Origin of the sequence: Acetobacterium carbinolicum (assembly GCF_047456275.1) — a bacterium.
GTDB lineage: Bacteria > Bacillota > Clostridia > Eubacteriales > Eubacteriaceae > Acetobacterium > Acetobacterium carbinolicum.
In genome coordinates, this window is sequence record NZ_CP173357.1 from 3607436 (window position 1) to 3624537 (window position 17102).

Annotated in this window: 14 protein-coding genes; 2 read left to right on the forward strand and 12 right to left on the reverse strand. The window is 43.3% G+C overall.

Annotation, left to right across the window (positions count from 1 at the left end; genetic code table 11):
• Positions 1-72: 72 nt before the first annotated feature.
• Entirely contained in the window at positions 73-966 is an 894-nt protein-coding gene (locus ACIZ62_RS16705; protein WP_414150681.1) for a prephenate dehydrogenase, read from the reverse strand.
• On the reverse strand, positions 966-1976 hold the full coding sequence (aroF, locus tag ACIZ62_RS16710; RefSeq protein WP_111888865.1) for a 3-deoxy-7-phosphoheptulonate synthase: 1011 nt from the start codon (positions 1974-1976) through the stop codon (positions 966-968). Before aroF ends, ACIZ62_RS16705 begins: the two co-directional genes overlap by 1 nt.
• Before the next feature lie 590 nt (positions 1977-2566).
• On the opposite strand from aroF, the gene ACIZ62_RS16715 reads away from it, so the two are divergent.
• Together ACIZ62_RS16715 and metA are read left to right on the forward strand one after the other, a co-directional pair.
• A complete protein-coding gene (locus tag ACIZ62_RS16715; RefSeq protein ID WP_414150682.1) occupies positions 2567-3847 on the forward strand; it encodes an O-acetylhomoserine aminocarboxypropyltransferase/cysteine synthase family protein in 1281 nt (426 codons plus the stop codon).
• Between the two features lie 26 nt (positions 3848-3873).
• Entirely contained in the window at positions 3874-4794 is a 921-nt protein-coding gene (gene metA / locus ACIZ62_RS16720; RefSeq protein ID WP_111888863.1) for a homoserine O-acetyltransferase MetA, read from the forward strand.
• A 36-nt stretch (positions 4795-4830) separates the two neighbouring features.
• Here metA and ACIZ62_RS16725 read toward each other — a convergent pair whose 3' ends face one another.
• The 10 genes from ACIZ62_RS16725 to ACIZ62_RS16770 all read right to left on the reverse strand — a co-directional run bounded on the left by ACIZ62_RS16725 (position 4831) and on the right by ACIZ62_RS16770 (position 17088).
• Positions 4831-5250, reverse strand: a complete 420-nt coding sequence (locus ACIZ62_RS16725) for a hypothetical protein (protein WP_111888862.1) — start codon at positions 5248-5250, stop codon at positions 4831-4833.
• 304 nt (positions 5251-5554) lie between these two features.
• The gene (gene mtnK, locus ACIZ62_RS16730; RefSeq protein WP_322519093.1) at positions 5555-6829 is read right to left on the reverse strand and encodes an S-methyl-5-thioribose kinase; all 1275 of its coding nucleotides are present in this window, start codon (positions 6827-6829) and stop codon (positions 5555-5557) included.
• Between the two features lie 109 nt (positions 6830-6938).
• On the reverse strand, positions 6939-7712 hold the full coding sequence (locus ACIZ62_RS16735; protein ID WP_414150683.1) for an ABC transporter permease: 774 nt from the start codon (positions 7710-7712) through the stop codon (positions 6939-6941).
• The gene (locus ACIZ62_RS16740; RefSeq protein WP_414150684.1) at positions 7712-8332 is read right to left on the reverse strand and encodes an ATP-binding cassette domain-containing protein; all 621 of its coding nucleotides are present in this window, start codon (positions 8330-8332) and stop codon (positions 7712-7714) included. The genes ACIZ62_RS16735 and ACIZ62_RS16740 overlap by 1 nt, the downstream gene beginning before the upstream one ends.
• Positions 8333-8376: 44 nt before the next feature.
• Positions 8377-9198, reverse strand: a complete 822-nt coding sequence (locus ACIZ62_RS16745) for a nitroreductase family protein (RefSeq protein WP_414150685.1) — start codon at positions 9196-9198, stop codon at positions 8377-8379.
• Between the two features lie 40 nt (positions 9199-9238).
• Complete coding sequence (locus tag ACIZ62_RS16750) at positions 9239-10069, reverse strand: undecaprenyl-diphosphate phosphatase (protein WP_111888857.1); 831 nt, start codon at positions 10067-10069, stop codon at positions 9239-9241.
• A 235-nt stretch (positions 10070-10304) separates the two neighbouring features.
• On the reverse strand, positions 10305-11552 hold the full coding sequence (locus tag ACIZ62_RS16755; protein WP_414150686.1) for a serpin family protein: 1248 nt from the start codon (positions 11550-11552) through the stop codon (positions 10305-10307).
• 66 nt (positions 11553-11618) lie between these two features.
• Positions 11619-12188, reverse strand: coding sequence for a carbonic anhydrase (locus ACIZ62_RS16760; RefSeq protein ID WP_414150687.1), 570 nt, complete (start codon positions 12186-12188; stop codon positions 11619-11621).
• 24 nt (positions 12189-12212) lie between these two features.
• The gene (locus ACIZ62_RS16765; protein WP_414150688.1) at positions 12213-14111 is read right to left on the reverse strand and encodes an HD domain-containing phosphohydrolase; all 1899 of its coding nucleotides are present in this window, start codon (positions 14109-14111) and stop codon (positions 12213-12215) included.
• A complete protein-coding gene (locus ACIZ62_RS16770; RefSeq protein WP_414150689.1) occupies positions 14101-17088 on the reverse strand; it encodes a response regulator in 2988 nt (995 codons plus the stop codon). The genes ACIZ62_RS16765 and ACIZ62_RS16770 overlap by 11 nt, the downstream gene beginning before the upstream one ends.
• Between the last annotated feature and the right edge of the window lie 14 nt (positions 17089-17102).

Consider the following 17102-nt stretch of genomic DNA (forward strand, 5'->3'; position numbering starts at 1 on the left):
TGAGATTAAGTCAATAGCGTAATCATTTTCAGGCTGATGTAACTGTTTTCACGCCGCATCTCTTAAGCAAACTCACAGATTTTTTAAGTTTTTAGCCGCCCGGATTTCCCCCATGACAACGCGTTTCTTGCGAACTGATTTAAGCCGTGCGATCAATTCTTCCTTTTCATCTTGCTTTATCATTTCTTTCATTGCTTCCAGACTGGTTTCAAACTTCTTAATCTGGTCCAATAAATTTTTGCGGTTGCACATAAACAGCTCCGTCCACATGGGCGCATTAATCATGGCAATTCGGGTCAGATCACCAAAGCTTCCGCCCTCAAAATCAGTGATGGAGAGATCATCCTCACAATCAACCAGGGCTGCTGCAATCACATGACAAAGCTGGGAAGTAAAGGCTATTTTTTGATCGTGTATTTCGGTGGTGGTCTCAACAATGTGGTTAAATCCCAAATCGGTTACGATATCCCGGATCAACTCAATGTTCTCTGGTTGATTGGTCGGTAAGGGGGTTAGAATATAATTGCGATTCTTAAAAATGCGATCATCAGCCCCGCCGAATCCTTCTTTTTCACTTCCCGCCATGGGGTGTCCCGGAATATAGTCAATGTCTTTGCGTAACAGATTGCCCAGGTTTTTAAAGACCACTTCTTTTACTCCAATAATGTCGGTAACAATCGCCCCCGGTTTAAAATCTTCCATATAGAGCGCTAAAAAAGCCAGCGTATCCATTGGTGTCAGACAGATAAAAACCAGATCACACCGGGGCAACATTTTTTGAAGCCCCGCCGAATCCCAGACGCCTTCATCGATCACGCCCCGGGTCCGGGCGGTTTTAATCACTGCCGGGTTTAAATCATAAGCCCAAATTTCTTTGGGGCCTTGTTTCCTGAGTCCCATGGCCAGTGCACCACCCATCAGACCCAGGCCGATAAAGCCAACGATGGAATCTTCTCGGTTTTTCATTAGATCACCTTATTCTCAAATTCGGCGTATTTTTTAACCGTAATCATGATTTTATGGAATTGTTCCGGGGTAATGGATTGTTCCCCATCGCAAAGGGCCTCTTCGGGATTATTGTGGACCTCAATCATCACACCATCGGCACCAACGGCAATGGCCGCCTTGGTCAATGCTTCAACGGTCCAGGATAGCCCGGTGGCATGGCTGGGATCAATAATAATGGGCAGGTGGCTTTTTTGTTTAAGCACCGGGACACAACTAATATCCAAGGTGTTTCGGGTGGCCGTTTCAAAGGTTCTAATCCCCCGTTCGCACAAGATCACCTTATCGTTTCCTTCTTTCATGATGTATTCGGCCGACATCAAAAATTCCTGCATGGTTGATGACATCCCCCGTTTTAACAAAATAGGCTTGTCAATTTTCCCCAATTCCCGGAGCAAATCAAAATTCTGCATGTTTCTTGCCCCGACCTGGATAATGTCGACATCTTCAAAAGCTGGCAGATGTTCAAGTGACATCAGTTCGCTGACAATTGGAAGTCCGGTTTCTTTTCTGGCGATTTTTAATAACTCCAGCCCTTCATAACCTAAGCCCTGGAATGCGTAAGGCGAAGATCGTGGTTTAAAAGCACCACCGCGCAGAAAGGTAGCTCCAGATTCCTTTACACTTTTGGCAATCGCCACAACCTGTTCCTCACTTTCGACTGAACACGGACCAGCCATGATGCTAATGGTGCCTTCGCCAACTTTTCTGCCCTTAACGTTAATAATGGTGTCATCGGGATGGAATAAGCGATTGGCTTTTTTGTACGGTTCCTGAACTCTGAGGACATTCTCAACAATACGATTCGAACGGATTTTTTCCACATCTGCCAAGGTTGTATCCCCTACTATTCCCAGAATCGTGTGATCCACACCTTTTGAATAATGGATGCTCAGTCCCTGTGTTTCAATCATTTTGATTAACCTCTTGATATCTTCTTCATTTGTGTTGGGTTTAACGACTACTATCATTTTTTCCTCCATTATTGTTATTCACTGACCACTCACTTTTTATCTTCTGTGCACCGAAGACCACCGAAAATCGGTCGCTTGATTTTCCGTGATTCGTAGACAGCCACCAATTTGCTAGCATGACGCTTGGCTTTTGTCTTGCGAAAAAAAAAGGAGACTTCCTAAGAAGTCTCCTAAAAATCAACTTTTATTCAATACACCTGTATCGCTAAAAATTTCTCATGGATTCTCAAAGGAACTTAATTTATTGTACGCAAAATAACCAAAGCTAAAGAACCAATAGCTTTGGGTGTTAACGTAATAATATTCATTTAAGTTTCTTCTTAACTCTTCCATGATATTCCTCTCAGGACACATAAGAAAACAAATTTCTACTAAACATAAAAACTGCAACGTGTATTTTGATTTATTATAGACTTAAATTTTACTAATGTCAAATAAATAGTTCTGATTTTCTGTTAATTTTTTGTTCTTTGATTTCACGTATTGACAAGGTTCACGATTCGTGTTATATTGCTTATAATTCCTACTGGAATGATATGTAATAAAATTCACTGCAATAGAATCCCAAAAATCCAAAGGAGAAAGCAATGAAAGATACCCGAAAATTTGAAACCCTTCAACTACATGGGGGGCAAAACCCAGATCCTACCACTCACGCGGTGGCTGTTCCCATTTATCAGACGACCTCATATGTTTTTGATAATAGCGAACACGCCCAGCGCCTTTTTGGATTAGAAGAACCCGGTAATATTTATACCCGGATCATGAACCCCACCACTAATGTTTTGGAAGAACGAATGGCTCTTTTGGAAGGCGGTGTTGGTGCTCTGGCTTTTGCTTCCGGATCGGCCGCCATTACCGCAACAATTCTAAACATCGCCGGTACCGGTGATGAACTGGTTGCCGCGTCCACCCTTTACGGGGGCACCTACAATCTGTTAAGTGCCACCCTGCCCCGGCTTGGCATTAACACCACTTTTGTTAACCCGGATGATCATGAGCGTTTTCGAACTGCCATTAACGAAAATACCAAAGCTATTTATATCGAGTCCTTAGGTAATCCGGCTATTAATATTTGTGATGTCAAGGCGGTTGCCAAAATCGCCCATGATAATGGTCTGCCGCTGATCGTTGATAATACCTTTGCCACGCCTTATTTATTTAAACCCCTGGATTTTGGTGCGGACATTGTGGTTTATTCGGCCACCAAATTTATCGGCGGCCACGGTACTACTATCGGTGGCCTGATCGTTGATGGTGGCACCTTTGATTGGGCCGGTAGTGGCCGCTTCCCGATATTTACCACCCCGGACTCCAGCTACCACGGCATTACCTACGCAACTGACATCGGCGCTGCCGCCTTTATTGTCAAAGCTCGGGTTCAGCTTCTCCGGGATACTGGTGCCTGCATCAGTCCGTTTAATGCCTTCCTGCTTTTACAGGGTCTGGAAACCCTATCACTGCGACTGGATCGGCATCTGGAAAACACCCAAAAAGTAGTGGCGTTTTTAAGTGACCATCCGAAAGTTACCTGGGTTAACTACCCCTCACTGCCTGATAACCCCTACAAGAATCTTTCCGAAGAGTACTTTAAAAAAGGTCCCGGCTCTATTTTTACCTTTGGGATCAAAGGCGGCATTGAAGCTGCCCGGAAATTCATTGACAGCCTGAGCCTGTTTACACATCTGGCCAACGTGGCCGATGCCAAGTCCCTGGTTATCCATCCGGCTACCACCACCCATCAACAGCTTTCCGGCGATGATCTCATTGCTGCCGGTGTTACCGAAGACATGATCCGTTTGTCCATCGGGCTGGAACATAGCGACGATATTTTAGCTGATTTAGACCAGGCTTTGGCTAAAGTCTGATAATTTTATTACCCGGAGGTAAAAATATGCCCATCAAAATACCCACCGACCTGCCCGCCAGTCAAATTTTAACCGATGAGAATATCTTTGTGATGGATTCCGACCGGGCCAGTCATCAGGATATCCGCCCACTTAAAATCGTAATCCTTAATTTAATGCCCACCAAAATAACCACCGAAACCCAGCTCCTGCGGTTATTGGGAAACACCCCGCTGCAAATCGAGGTAACCCTGCTGCAAACCAAAACCTATGCGAGCAAAAATACCTCTTCCGAACATTTAGGCTCTTTCTATTGTTACTTTGAAGAGATCCGGGAACAGCGTTTTGATGGACTGATTATCACTGGAGCCCCCATTGAAACCCTGGCGTTTGAAGCCGTGGATTATTGGGATGAGCTCACCGAAATTATGGAATGGAGTAAAACCAGTGTTTTTTCCACCCTGCATATCTGCTGGGGCGCTCAGGCCGGACTTTATTATCACTATGGCATTCAAAAGTACTTATTACCGCAAAAAGCCTTTGGCGTTTTTGAACACCATCTGGAACACCGCTATGTTAAACTCTTCCGGGGTTTTGATGACAGCTTCTATGTTCCCCACTCCCGACATACTGGGATTCACCGGGAACTCATTGATGCCCACCCAGATCTGGAGGTCATGGCATCGTCCATTGATGCTGGGGTTTATATTGCCACAGCTCAAAACGGCCGCCAGATTTTTGTCACCGGACATAGTGAATATGACCCGGAAACCTTAAAGGGTGAGTATGACCGGGATGTTTCCCAGGGTAAACCGATTAATGTCCCCATCAACTATTATCCCAATGATGACCCCACAAAACCCCCGGTCGTGCGCTGGCGGGGCCATGCCAACCTGTTATTCAGTAACTGGCTGAATTACTACGTTTATCAGGAAACACCGTATGAATTATCTGATGCCGCATTTTAAGGGTATTTTAAAAGCGCAGGATGGCCTGCGCTTTTTTTATTTAACCGTGAATTCTGTTTTCGTGTCCGGATCTTCCCGGTCATCAATATAAATCTCCACCCCATAATACCCTGGTTTTGTTACCAGTTCTGCCGGAAGAATCCCCCATAGTGGTGCGTCACTGACGTCGCCGTTATTGATGGTAACGGAATCGACTTCCTGCCCTTCAAAAAACCAGATAAAAGTGATGTTGGTATCATCCGGTGCGTTGTGCAGTTCTGCCGCCACGTACACATCGGTATTGACCGGAAATTCAGTGACTGTATCCGTGGGCATGGAGTTGTCGTCCACGCTTGTAGTCATCACAGCATTGCTAACCTTAGCAGTTGTTGCACTACAACTCGCCCCCATAAAAAGCACTGAAACCAAGATTATCGTTATTGCCAATAGAGATGGTGCTAATTTATTTTTTTTCATGACTTTTTCCTCCTGTATGATTATTTTTACACGGACAGCTAAAACATCCTGCTAAGCACAAAATTCCCCGTCTCTGCCCGATGACCTGACAGTCGAGTTTGCAACCGATTTCACTTTAGTTTTCCAGCGGCTTAGCCACTCTTTATAAAATCCCCGTATTTCGCTTAACCTCCTTTTTTTTTCAAAGAGACATTCCAACCTATTTTTGTAATTATTTTACCACATTATTTTAAAAATAAACATGCCATGACCAGCTTTTGCAAACAAAAAACTCAAGTGGAAAATCACTTGAGTTTTTGCGGTTTTATTTATCCCGATCTTTTAACGCCTTCATCACGTCAAAATATCGATAGGTTATGGTTTCTATTAACGAAATAATATCATCCGCCGATTCCATCTCTTCCCGTTTCATAATCAACGCATCAGCAATCAGCAGTGCCAGACGTCTGGCACAGTTCCGACTAACTGGATTTTTAAGCACATCAAAATCTGGCAGGGGCACAATTCCGCCCACCCGACTAACAATCTGACAACCGGTAAAACCACAAACCTCTTTGATATAGGTTCGTAGCAAATCATCCCGATATTCGGTATATTCCCGATACATGGGCTTGGCATCCTGATCCCAGCATGCACAATAAACCCGCTGATATGCTGTGATCAAGCCTTTTATATACCCCAGCATTTCCTGACGATAAGCTTTCCGGGACGCTTTAGTTCCTTCTTCATGGTGGAACCAGGCAATATATTCATAAACCAGATTTCCCAGAAGATAGCCGGTATCAGATGAGGATGGGCCCATAAAAGGGTATTCCATATCGATGATTTTCATCTCATTGTCACCAATCATAATGTTGGAGGTGTGCAGATCGCCATGAACCAGACATTCGCTTTTCTTCATAAAAATACCCCGGAGTTTAAGCAGTTCAATCCGCAGCTCCCGTTTTTCCCAGAGTAAATCACTCATGGCCAGATGGCTAGGATCTCCCGGTGGCAAATCCACTACACCTTCCTCAATAAAAGATTCCCGCAAAAACAGAATGGTTTCCATAATAACCCGCATCTCGGGATTCATAAATTTGCATTCCAAAACCTTATGATCAATTTGATCCAAGTAAATCTCAGAAGTATAGAAATTTGATTTGGCCAGGAATTCGCCCATCTGTTCTGGAAATTTAGGGAAAGACTTTCCCTTGATCAATTCAAAGCGCATAATCTTAAGCCGTCCGCAATCCTCATAAACAAAGAGATTATTTTCGGGATCGAGGTGATACATTTGGGGCAGATACTCGGGAGTAATGGCCGCTCTAAGTTTGATGATTTCGGATTCAAGCTGGTTGCGTTTGGCGGTCAGGGGAACCCCTTCGCCGAACGCCTTCAGGTAGGGTTTTGCCTGTTTGAGAATGACGGACTTTCCAGTTTCATCCCAGACCCGATAAATATGGTTGACAAAGCCATCGCCGTCGTCCTCGCCGCCACCAACCTCATAAACCTCAAGTCTGGCACCAGCCGGAAAAATACCCGTGTATGCTTTTATATATTCAATGACTGTACAGGGTGTTAAATCTTTATCGGACATCTACTACCTCACAATTTTTAAACGGATTCAATATTTTATTATTTTATCACAACGAGCGGTAGAAATAAATGAACTAATTATTTCACTAACAAGAATATTTTGTGCTCACCTAAAGGCTTAAGCGATCATAATCGTCAAAGGCTTTCTTCCGGGTTAGTAAAATTGAGAAGTGAATCCCGAAATATCGGGAGATCAGAATCGCACCCATAATCACAATCTGATAGACGATGGCGGTCATCGGCATCGAACCGCCGAGAATCTGACCGGTCATCATACCCGGCAAGGAGACCAGACCAATGGTTTCGGTGGAAGCAATAATCGGATTCATGCAGGCGACGATGGCTTCTTTATACCAGGGCAGGGTGGATTCCCACTGATTGGCGGACAAAGCCAGCCGATAGTGGTACTGCCGTTCATTTTGTCTTAACCCGGTGTAAAAGGTATTGATGCCAATGATGTTTCCGCTTAAACTATTGCCCAAGAGCATCCCCATCAGAGGAATATAATATTGGGCATCGAAAATGTTTGAAAGACCGATAACAAATTGATTAATAAAGAGAATCATCACCAGATTGGGAATGCCAAACCCAATTACAATCGGCAATAACTGATTTTTGATGGTCAATCCGCAGGTTTTAACGGTGGACAAGCCCGCCGCCCCGATCATAAACACAACATAGGCCGAATTAACCCAAAGGTTGTTAAATAAGAAGATGTACTGCAGAAAAAAACCCACCAGAACCAGTTGGATCGTCATTCGAAACAGGGAGTATATAATCCGTTTATTTAGCCCGATCCCCAGTTTGTAATTGATAATGGCCATCGGTAAAACAAAGATCAGCAGATATAGAGGGGTGTAAAAAGGGATTTCCTGAACGCCCATTACCAACTTACCTCCCTTAGTCCCTGATTCTTATAAATATCATCGTGGGAAACCACTAAAATGGTTTTGTCATAACCGAGTACCAAGTCCACCATTTTTGTCTTGAGTTCCAGATCTAAGCCGGTGGTGATTTCATCCAAAACCCAGATATCCCGATCCAGAAGAATGCCTAAAATTAGAGCCAACCGCTGCCGTTCGCCGCCAGAAAGGGTATCGACATTTTTTTCGAGGGTATCTTTAGGCAGGGACATCGCATCAAGCCAGTAATTTTGCAATCGCTCAACATTATAACTTAGATGACGGTTTGCCTCAAATTTAAATACCTCTTCAAACACATCTCTGACAATTCCCTTGGGAATATCGGCATCCTGACTGACGTAGGAAATTTTGCTACGAATCTGATTCACCGTTATACCTGTCAGTTTGGTCCCATCGACTAAAATTTCGCCGCGATCAGGCGCCACAAATCCCAGCAGCATTTTTACCAGACTGGTCTTCCCCCTGCCCGAGGGGGCACAAAAAAGAACTTTTTCATGGCGCTCGATGGCCAGATTAAAACCGGAAAAAATCATCCGCTCATCGAATTTTAACTGAATATTTCGGAATTCCAGATAAGCCATCTTTCACCTCGTGTTTAAACTGTGTTAGTATCAGGCTGATCGCCTTATCGCCAGGACACTTCCGCTTTTTTTCGGGGCACTGTTCTCTGGTATTTAACATCGGGATATCCCATAACCAGACAGGCGATCACCTCTTTGCTTTCATCAATACCCAAAAAGGCTTTGATTTTGGGATTGCCATAAGCTGCTCTCACAAAGAAACCACTGTAAAACATTCCCAATCCCTGGGCATGAGTCATCAATTCCATCGAGTTGGCCGCTAATCCTGCATTTATAGGCGTTTCAGAAACTACTAAAATCAAGCCCTTGGCTTTGAAAAAAAGGCTTGTGGGTAATTCGGGATCAGCCAAATAATCTTCATACATTTTCATCCAGCGTTTTGCATAATATTTAAATAATGTATTTTTGTTTTGTTTTTCCTCTAAAATATTTTTCCCCAGTTTATTCAGCCCTTCAAGTCCCAGTCCGGTCAGCTTCCGCATCTCATCCTGAACCACAATATATGAAACATTCTGACTATTGCTACCCGTTGGGGTAAAGCGTCCTGCTTCAATAATCTGCTCAATTTTTTCCTTCTCAATGGGTTGATCTGTAAACTGACGGACCGAACGTCTGAACTTAATATAATTCAGCAGGTTATCCGGTGTGATATCAAAGCTGTCGGTCTGATAATCTTTAACCTCTGCCATATCATAATCGCTGATACTCACCGCATCAACCGGGCAGATGGCAATGCAGTGTCCGCACTTTATGCATGTTCGATTCAGTGGCGCAGCCTTATCCTCTTTTAAAACAATATCATTGGGGAAACAATCCTCAACACATGCACCACAACCAACACATTTTTCCTGATCGATTTTTATCATTCTATCTTCCTTTCAATATCAAGTGAAATTTCAAATCAGCCTACTTACCGGTGATAAAGAAATACAGTAAGACAATCACGCCCAAGACAATACGGTACCAGCCAAATATTTTGAAGTCATGCTTTTTGATATAGGTCATTAAGAACTTAATTGCCACGACGGAAGTGATAAAGGCAGCGATCATCCCGATTAATAGGATCACCACTTCCCAGAGGGTAAAAGCAAAACCGAACTTAATCAGCTTTAAAAAGCTGATCCCAAACATTACCGGAACGGCCATAAAAAAAGTAAATTCTGCCGCCACCGTTCGGGATGTTCCTAAAATTATCCCGCCAAGAATCGTTACTCCGGAACGGGATGTCCCCGGTACAATCGATAAGGCCTGAAAAGCGCCAATCTGTAAGGCCTGTTTATAACTAAGTTCAGATAATTTGACCACTTCCGGCTTGCGTTTTTTATGATAGTTTTCAATGACAATAAATAAAACCCCGTATAGAACCAACATCGCCGAAACGGTAATGGAATTCATAAAGTAGGTATCAAACAGGCGATCCAGCAGTAAGTAGGCCAAAACTCCAGGAATACATGCCACTGCAATTTTCGACCACAGAATAACAGTGTTTTTTCTGATTATTATCTTTTTATTTTTAAACGTTATCGGCACCAGCTTATGCCAATAGATATAAACCACCGCTAAAATTGCGCCTAATTGAATCACATACAAAAACATTTCGATAAATGGCTCTGACATATTAAGCTTTATAAAATCATCCACCAATATCATATGTCCGGTACTGCTAATCGGTAGCCACTCGGTGATACCTTCGACAATCCCCAGAAAGATTGCTTTTAAAATTTCCAAAAATCCCATTTTTCCCTCTCTTTTGCCTGTCGTTTTAAGTCGTTTGTCTCGGGAACGCATCATTGCGATTACATTTCAGTGAAACAATTAATCAACTCACATCACTAAGTTTACTTTTTTATACGCAAATTGGCAATGTTTTTATGGGATTTCCCTATCAATTCCTTATAAATAGAGCGCAATCTTAAAAAAATCAAAGAAAAAACATCCGGTGCTGTCAGTCCGAACAGCCCCGGACATTTAATTAGTTGCTTGGATCAAACACCGATCCCATAAAGACAATGGCGCCGGTTTCACTATCCGTTATCGCATAGAAAAAGGGTCGGTCAAAGTTAAGTTCAAAGTCATATGTTGGCATACTGGTGACGCCAACTTCCACCGAGGTCACGGCCGCCGCCTCAGTACCCGTTTCATCGACCTGAATAAAAGTCTTATGCTTAACGTCACTGATAAAAATGTCGGTCCCCGCGCCTTCTATCGCCATCCCCGAAAAATCTGCTTTCCCCGGTTCAAAAGCGATTCCCATGCCCAGATCTGATAATGGCTGGTTCAATGATTGTTCATATTCCATGGTGAACTTCGGAAGCATCAGGTTGCCCTCTTTTTCTTCAAAAAGACCGTTCCAACGGGCCCAGTTATCCTGACTCAGTTGCTTTTTAAATTCACTGAGGCTAGACTCTTCATTGGGTAAAAAAAGTAACATCGCCATCTGCTGCTCTTCACCATAGGGAAGCCGTAAGGCCTGAAAATCAGATGTTTTTAAATAGTCAAAGGAACCGCTCTGATACATTGTCGGCACCGTTACAGTCTGTCCATCAGCCCGTTTAAACGATTGATCCGTTGTCAGCTCCTTCTCAAAGGGGCTGGTCCAGGCCCCCTTAAAATAAACGGCATTTATCAAAAACATGATGGTTTCAGGGTCAATCGGCGGGCTGACAATCTGATTGATGGTCCCCTTGGTTTGGTTTTTTACCCATGTATTAATCATATCGGCAGACTTGGGATCTGAGAAATCCAGCTTTTTTGCCTCTGCCTGATAATCATTTCCGACCGTCTTCAAAAATACTTCTGAAAAGTCAAAATCTTCAGTCATCCAGATGGAATTGGCAACGTTTAAGGTCACTTCGGGGTCTGCCTCTGTTAAAAAATAAATCAGGGCCCGATTGTTGCTATTTAGCTTTTCAATATCAATTCCCTGAATATTTAGCACCTCTGCCATGGCATCCCGGGTTGCTCCGGCGGCACCGTTATAGGCCATATTCAATGCCAGGGAGATGCTCACTGGTGAAATCATGCTGTTTTCATTTTTGGAAGTTAGATTTTTATAAAGCGCAAAACCAAAGTCATTGGTTTTTTCAACCATTGAGGTATCAAAAGAATTAAGCACATCCGTATCCGGCTTTGATATCACTGCTTTTTTACAACCCGAACCCAAGAATAATATCGCCGCCATACCAAAAACACCCACCAGAACAGCCAGTCTTCGTTTCATTTTAATCCCCTTTCATCTTCATGCCGTTTTGTCCGATCGCAACACTTATTATTTATCGCCGGTCAGTTAAAAAAATTCAACACCGCCGGTTTCGATATCATATTTTCCTGAAATAAGCTTTACTTCTCCTTTACGGATAAGATCCCTTACCATTTCGCTTTCACTGATCCGGTAAAAACTATGTTCAATATTTAAATTCTCGCACTTATCAACATCTTTTTCGCCTGAAATGACAGGCATTATTTCATCTAATACTTTTTTAATGTTCCCGGTGCCATGCCCCTCCATCGCTGCTGCCACGGCCCCGCAGTGGTTATGACCCAACACTAAAACCACCGGTGTTCCCAAGTGTCCCACGGCATATTCAATACTCCCTAATTCAAAATCACCGATCACATTTCCCGCCGTTCGAATGACAAAGAGCTCGCCAATCCCGGCCGCAAAAATGTGCTCAGGAGGAACTCGGGAATCTGAACAGGTGACAACCACAGCATAGGGGTTCTGACCATTTTTAGCCGGTACGGTCTTAATCGTCTGATGACTATAACCACTTTTTTTTGCATCTAAAAACTTCTTATTACCACTAATCAATGCCTGTATTGCTGCTTCAATTTTATTTTCTTGCTTGTTTTTCAAGGTTTTACCTTCTTTCTTAAATTCTTAGCTTTGCGTTAGCACCTTTTCAATAAATACACTGGCCACTTGCGGATCAAATTGAGTCCCGGCGCATTTTCTTATTTCTGCCACCGCTTCTTCCACGCTGAGTCCCTTTCGATAGGCCCGGTCACAGGTCATCGCATCGAAGGCATCCGCTACGCCAATGATTCTTGCCTGAACAGAAATTTCCTCGCCTGCCAACCGTTTCGGGTAGCCTTTTCCATCCCACCGCTCCTGATGCTCCAGGACATATCTTGCCAATTCTGAAAATTCACTGGAGGAACTTAAAATCCGATAGCCGATCTCCGGATGGCGTTGAATTTTTTTCCACTCATCTGGATCTAATCCCCCCGGCTTATTGAGTATTTTCTCGTCAATCCCCATTTTACCGATATCGTGGATTAAACCGGCGGTCTTTACCTGGCTGACATCATCCGGGTCAAAATTCATTTTCAAAGCAATTTTTTCGCAGATTTCGCTCACCCTTTTGGAGTGCAACATCTCCCGACTGCTTTTTTCATAAAGGGTATTCATAATTAAATCGATGGTCTTATTCTTTATACTGGCACTTTCATATAGCTTATGTCGATACATATTGTCTTCGGCATTTTTTAACACATCCTGGATATTTTTATTCGCTTCGGTTTTCGTTTCATATCCAAATGAAATGGAAAATTTTATGGCCCCAATCGACTCCTGCCGGGCTGCGGTTCGCATCCGTTTGACAATCCTGGCTGTCTGGATCTGATCTGTTTTTGGCAGCAGAATAATGAATTCATCCCCACTGAGCCGGGCGACCACATCCTGATCCCGACATTCATTTAAAATTACCTCCGCAACTTTTTTAAGGAGCTCATCACCCAGCTCATGTCCAAAGGACTCGTTCACCAGCTTTAGTCCGTTCACATCGGAAATAACCAGACTCAACGGCAGGTTATCTTCGGTATCAATGGTCACTAATGCTTCTTCGTAATAGCGGCGGTTGAAGACTCCGGTGAGATAGTCGTGATCACTTAAATAACGGATTCGCTCTTCGGTCTGTTTCCGTTTGCTAATATCAGAAATAATGACGGCCACCTGTTGCGGTTCGGGACAATAGGCTACCATTTCAAAATACTTATTAAACTGATGAAAATACTTTTCAAAACAGACCGATGCGCCGGTTTTTATCACTTGTGCACATTTGCTAACCATAAACGCTTTTGACTCCGGGATGATCTCAGTCAGGGTTTTCTCGAGAATGTCCTGGCTCTTTAAACTGGTCAATCGCTCAAAGCTTTCATTCACATACAAAATTCTACAATCCTCAGGTTCCCCGTCCTCGTCAAGCAAAACTTCATGGACGATCAGGCCTTGTTCCATTTGGGTGATCAGCCGGCGATTTTTCTCTTCGCTGAGCTTGAGACTTTCTAACAGTGCAATGGTTTGAGAATGCGCTTTTTCTAATTCAGCGGTTTTTTCCGCTACCATCCGTGCCAACCGACCTTGTTCATCCTGCTTATGGCGATTGGCCGTTTTAATTTTTACCATCGCTCTGATTTGGGCTGTAAGTTCCGATTCATCAATCGGTTTTGCTAAAAATGCTTCTGCCCCGGATTCAAGGGCCAGAATCCGATGCTCCCGATCGCCTTTTACCGCCGTTACAAAAACAACCGGGATTTCCTTGGTGCTTTTTTCAGCCTTTAGTTTTTGACAAACCTCAAATCCATCCATCCCCGGCATGACAACATCCAGTAAGATTACATCCGGATCTTCTTGTGCCGCAATCATTATCCCCTCCATACCGGAAGTGGCTGTTAATACCTGGGCCTCTGGAAAAGCTTCTCGAATCAGTGCTCGCAGGGTAATCAAATTGTCCTGATTATCATCGACTGCTAAAAATTTTGATCGTTTATCTGCCATAAAGCACCTCCTGAATGACTTTTAAGAACTCCCGTTCAATGATCGGTTTAGGAATAAAGGCGTCAAACCCCTGGGCTAAAATCCCTTCCCTTTCCTGAGTCATGGCACTGGCAGTCAGTGCAATAACCGGCGTATGTTCCAGCCCCGGCGAAGATCGAATGGTCTTAAATGCCTGGATACCATCAATTCCCGGAAGGGCAATATCCATCAGAATCAAGTCGGGCCGATATTGTTTTGCCAACGCGATGCTTGTTGGACCGTCTGTCGCCTCCAACACCCTGAAATGATCGCTTAGCAACGCCTTTACCGTGATCATATTATCGGGATTATCTTCCACCGCCAGTACCAATGGTTTTAACTTATTTGTTCGCGTCACAAATTGCTTTACCGTTTTTTTGTCAGTTTCCGGATAAAGCATCGAAGCGATAGCTTTTTTTAGTTCTTCTCGGTTGACATCACCTTTTTGAATTAACTGGTGAATATTATTTTTTGTCAGAAATTTAAGCTCGTCTTTGGTGATATGCTTGGCCGTGAGTATCAATACCGGAATATAGGCGGTCGGTTCCGACGCTCTTATGGTGTTTAGCAAATCAAACCCATCAATTTCAGGCATCATTAAATCCAGAACGATGGCATCAGGAATAACCGCTTCCATAATTTTCAGAGCTTCTTTTGCATCGCTGGCCACTTGTATGGTATACCCGCTATCTTCTAGTAAATCTCTAATCTGAATAACTGCCGGTTCACTGTCTTCAACAATCAGCAAGGTTTTAGCCGTCGAATTCGCTGACACTTTACTTGACAATTGCGGCACCGCTATTTCTCGTGGCAGCCTGGCTCGATCTTTTTTAAATTCTTCTTCAATCACTTTGTTTTCCGGCGAATAATGAACAGGCAGTGAAAGGAGAAATTCCGACCCCTGGTTCACGACACTTTTTACGCTGATTGTTCCACCTAGTAAGTTAGCATATTTTTTAGCAATCGCCAGTCCCAGTCCAGTTCCTCCAAATTTACGCGAAGTGCTGCCATCGGCCTGTCTGAATTCATCAAAAATAAAGGGCAGATAATTTTCGTCGATCCCGATACCGGTATCCCTGACCCGAATTTCTAAGTGCTCCCCGTTCTGGCCCATGGCCAACAATACCTCACCTTTTTCTGTGAACTTAACCGCATTGCTGGCCAGATTTTCCAGAATATGACGACATTTATCGCGATCGCTATTGATATAAACGGCAGTGTCGCTTACACCACTTCGACACGTCACATCTTTCTCACTGGCCTGGGGCACCAGCATTTCCACCACCTCATTAATCAATTGATTTATATTAAAAGTCGTAATCTCAATTTCTTCCCGACCGGCTTCGATCCGGGAAATATCCAAGATGTCATTAATCAAAGCCAGGAGGTTTTTACCATTTCGTTCAATGACCTCGAGGTAACTGTACTCTTCTTCTGGTATTTCATTTTTAAGCCGACGATTTAAAATCCCCGAAAGGGCAATCACTGAATTAAGGGGTGTCCGCAATTCGTGGCTCATATTGGATAAAAAGTTAGTCTTAAGCTGATTAGCTTCATTGAGCTCTTTTTTCTGCATTTCCAGTTCAATATTCTGATGGATCAGTTCCACCGACTGCTCTTCCATTTCGTTCTTCTGGGCATCCAGTTCCCGGTTTTGCTGCTCCAGCTTGTGTGAAAATTCTTTAATGGTTCGGTAAGCCAGAATTCCTTCAATCCGGGCACTCATAGTACTGATGGTTTTTTCAATAAAACCAATCGCTTTTTGATTGTATTTGCCAATCGCCGCCAGGGATACCACCGCAATAACTTCCTTGCCAAAAACAATCGGAATCGTAATGATTTCCCGGGGAATAAACTTTCCACTGACGGTATAAAAAGCAAAGCGTGAATCTTCCGGGATATCTTTAATATGGGTGTAATGGCCACTGGCAAGCGACGCACCAAATTCACCTTCCAGAGTATCCCCACTAAATTTTTCTCTGCCCTTTTGGTCCAAGCCAATCGATTCAAAATATTCAAACTGGTGGTTATCGCTATTTAGCAGATAAACCGCTGCAACCTGAGAACCCGTGTATCGGGAAAGGATATTTAATGTCTTTCTAAAAAATTTTCTGGCATCATCTTCACCTAACATAACCTCAATAAAGTTTGCTGCTTTTTCATTGAGCTCCATATTTTTTTGAATATCATCTGCGAGGGTGTTAAATGATTCCGATAGCATGCCAAATTCGTTGTGATGATCGTAGCTGCTTCGAGCATTATGATTGCCATTATGAAATTCATCCGTCACCCGGGTCAACTCATTTAATGGTTCCTGAATGATCCTAAGAATGACAAAACTAACCAGCACCGAAAAGACAACAATGATAAGGACAACCAAAACTAATTGCATGATGATCCGATCTGATAAGTCAATGGCACCCTGATATAAGGTATCCGCCTTGCTATTAGCAAAATTCTCGACAACTTTCATTTTCTCAATGAGTGTTGCCCGATAATTGCCAACCTTTTCCCCCGGTAGCAACTTCTTTTTTGCCGTTTCTAAATCCCCCGCAAGCGCTTGTTCGACAATCTCCACCCGGGCGGTTTCCCAATTAATATAGGCCTTATATGCCTCATCGACATCCTCCTGCGGTCCTAAATAAAGTTCGCGCAACACGTCAAACTGTAACTGGATATCGGCATCGTGCTGTTCCATCAATACGATGGCACTTTCTCGATCTTCCTGAGTATCAACAAGAATTAAGTCTCTGACACCCACCCGCATGTTTAGAATATCTGCGTTTAGTCGGTCAATTGCTTTGGTCACATGAAAGGGATGATTATACATGGTCTCAGCCTGATTAACAATGGCATTAGTCTGAACATAACCTAAAATTCCCAATAATATAACAAAAAAAAGAATGATTGAAAAACCAATAATGAGCTGTGTTTTTACCTTTAAATTTCTTATGTTCATCTTCTCTCCCTGAA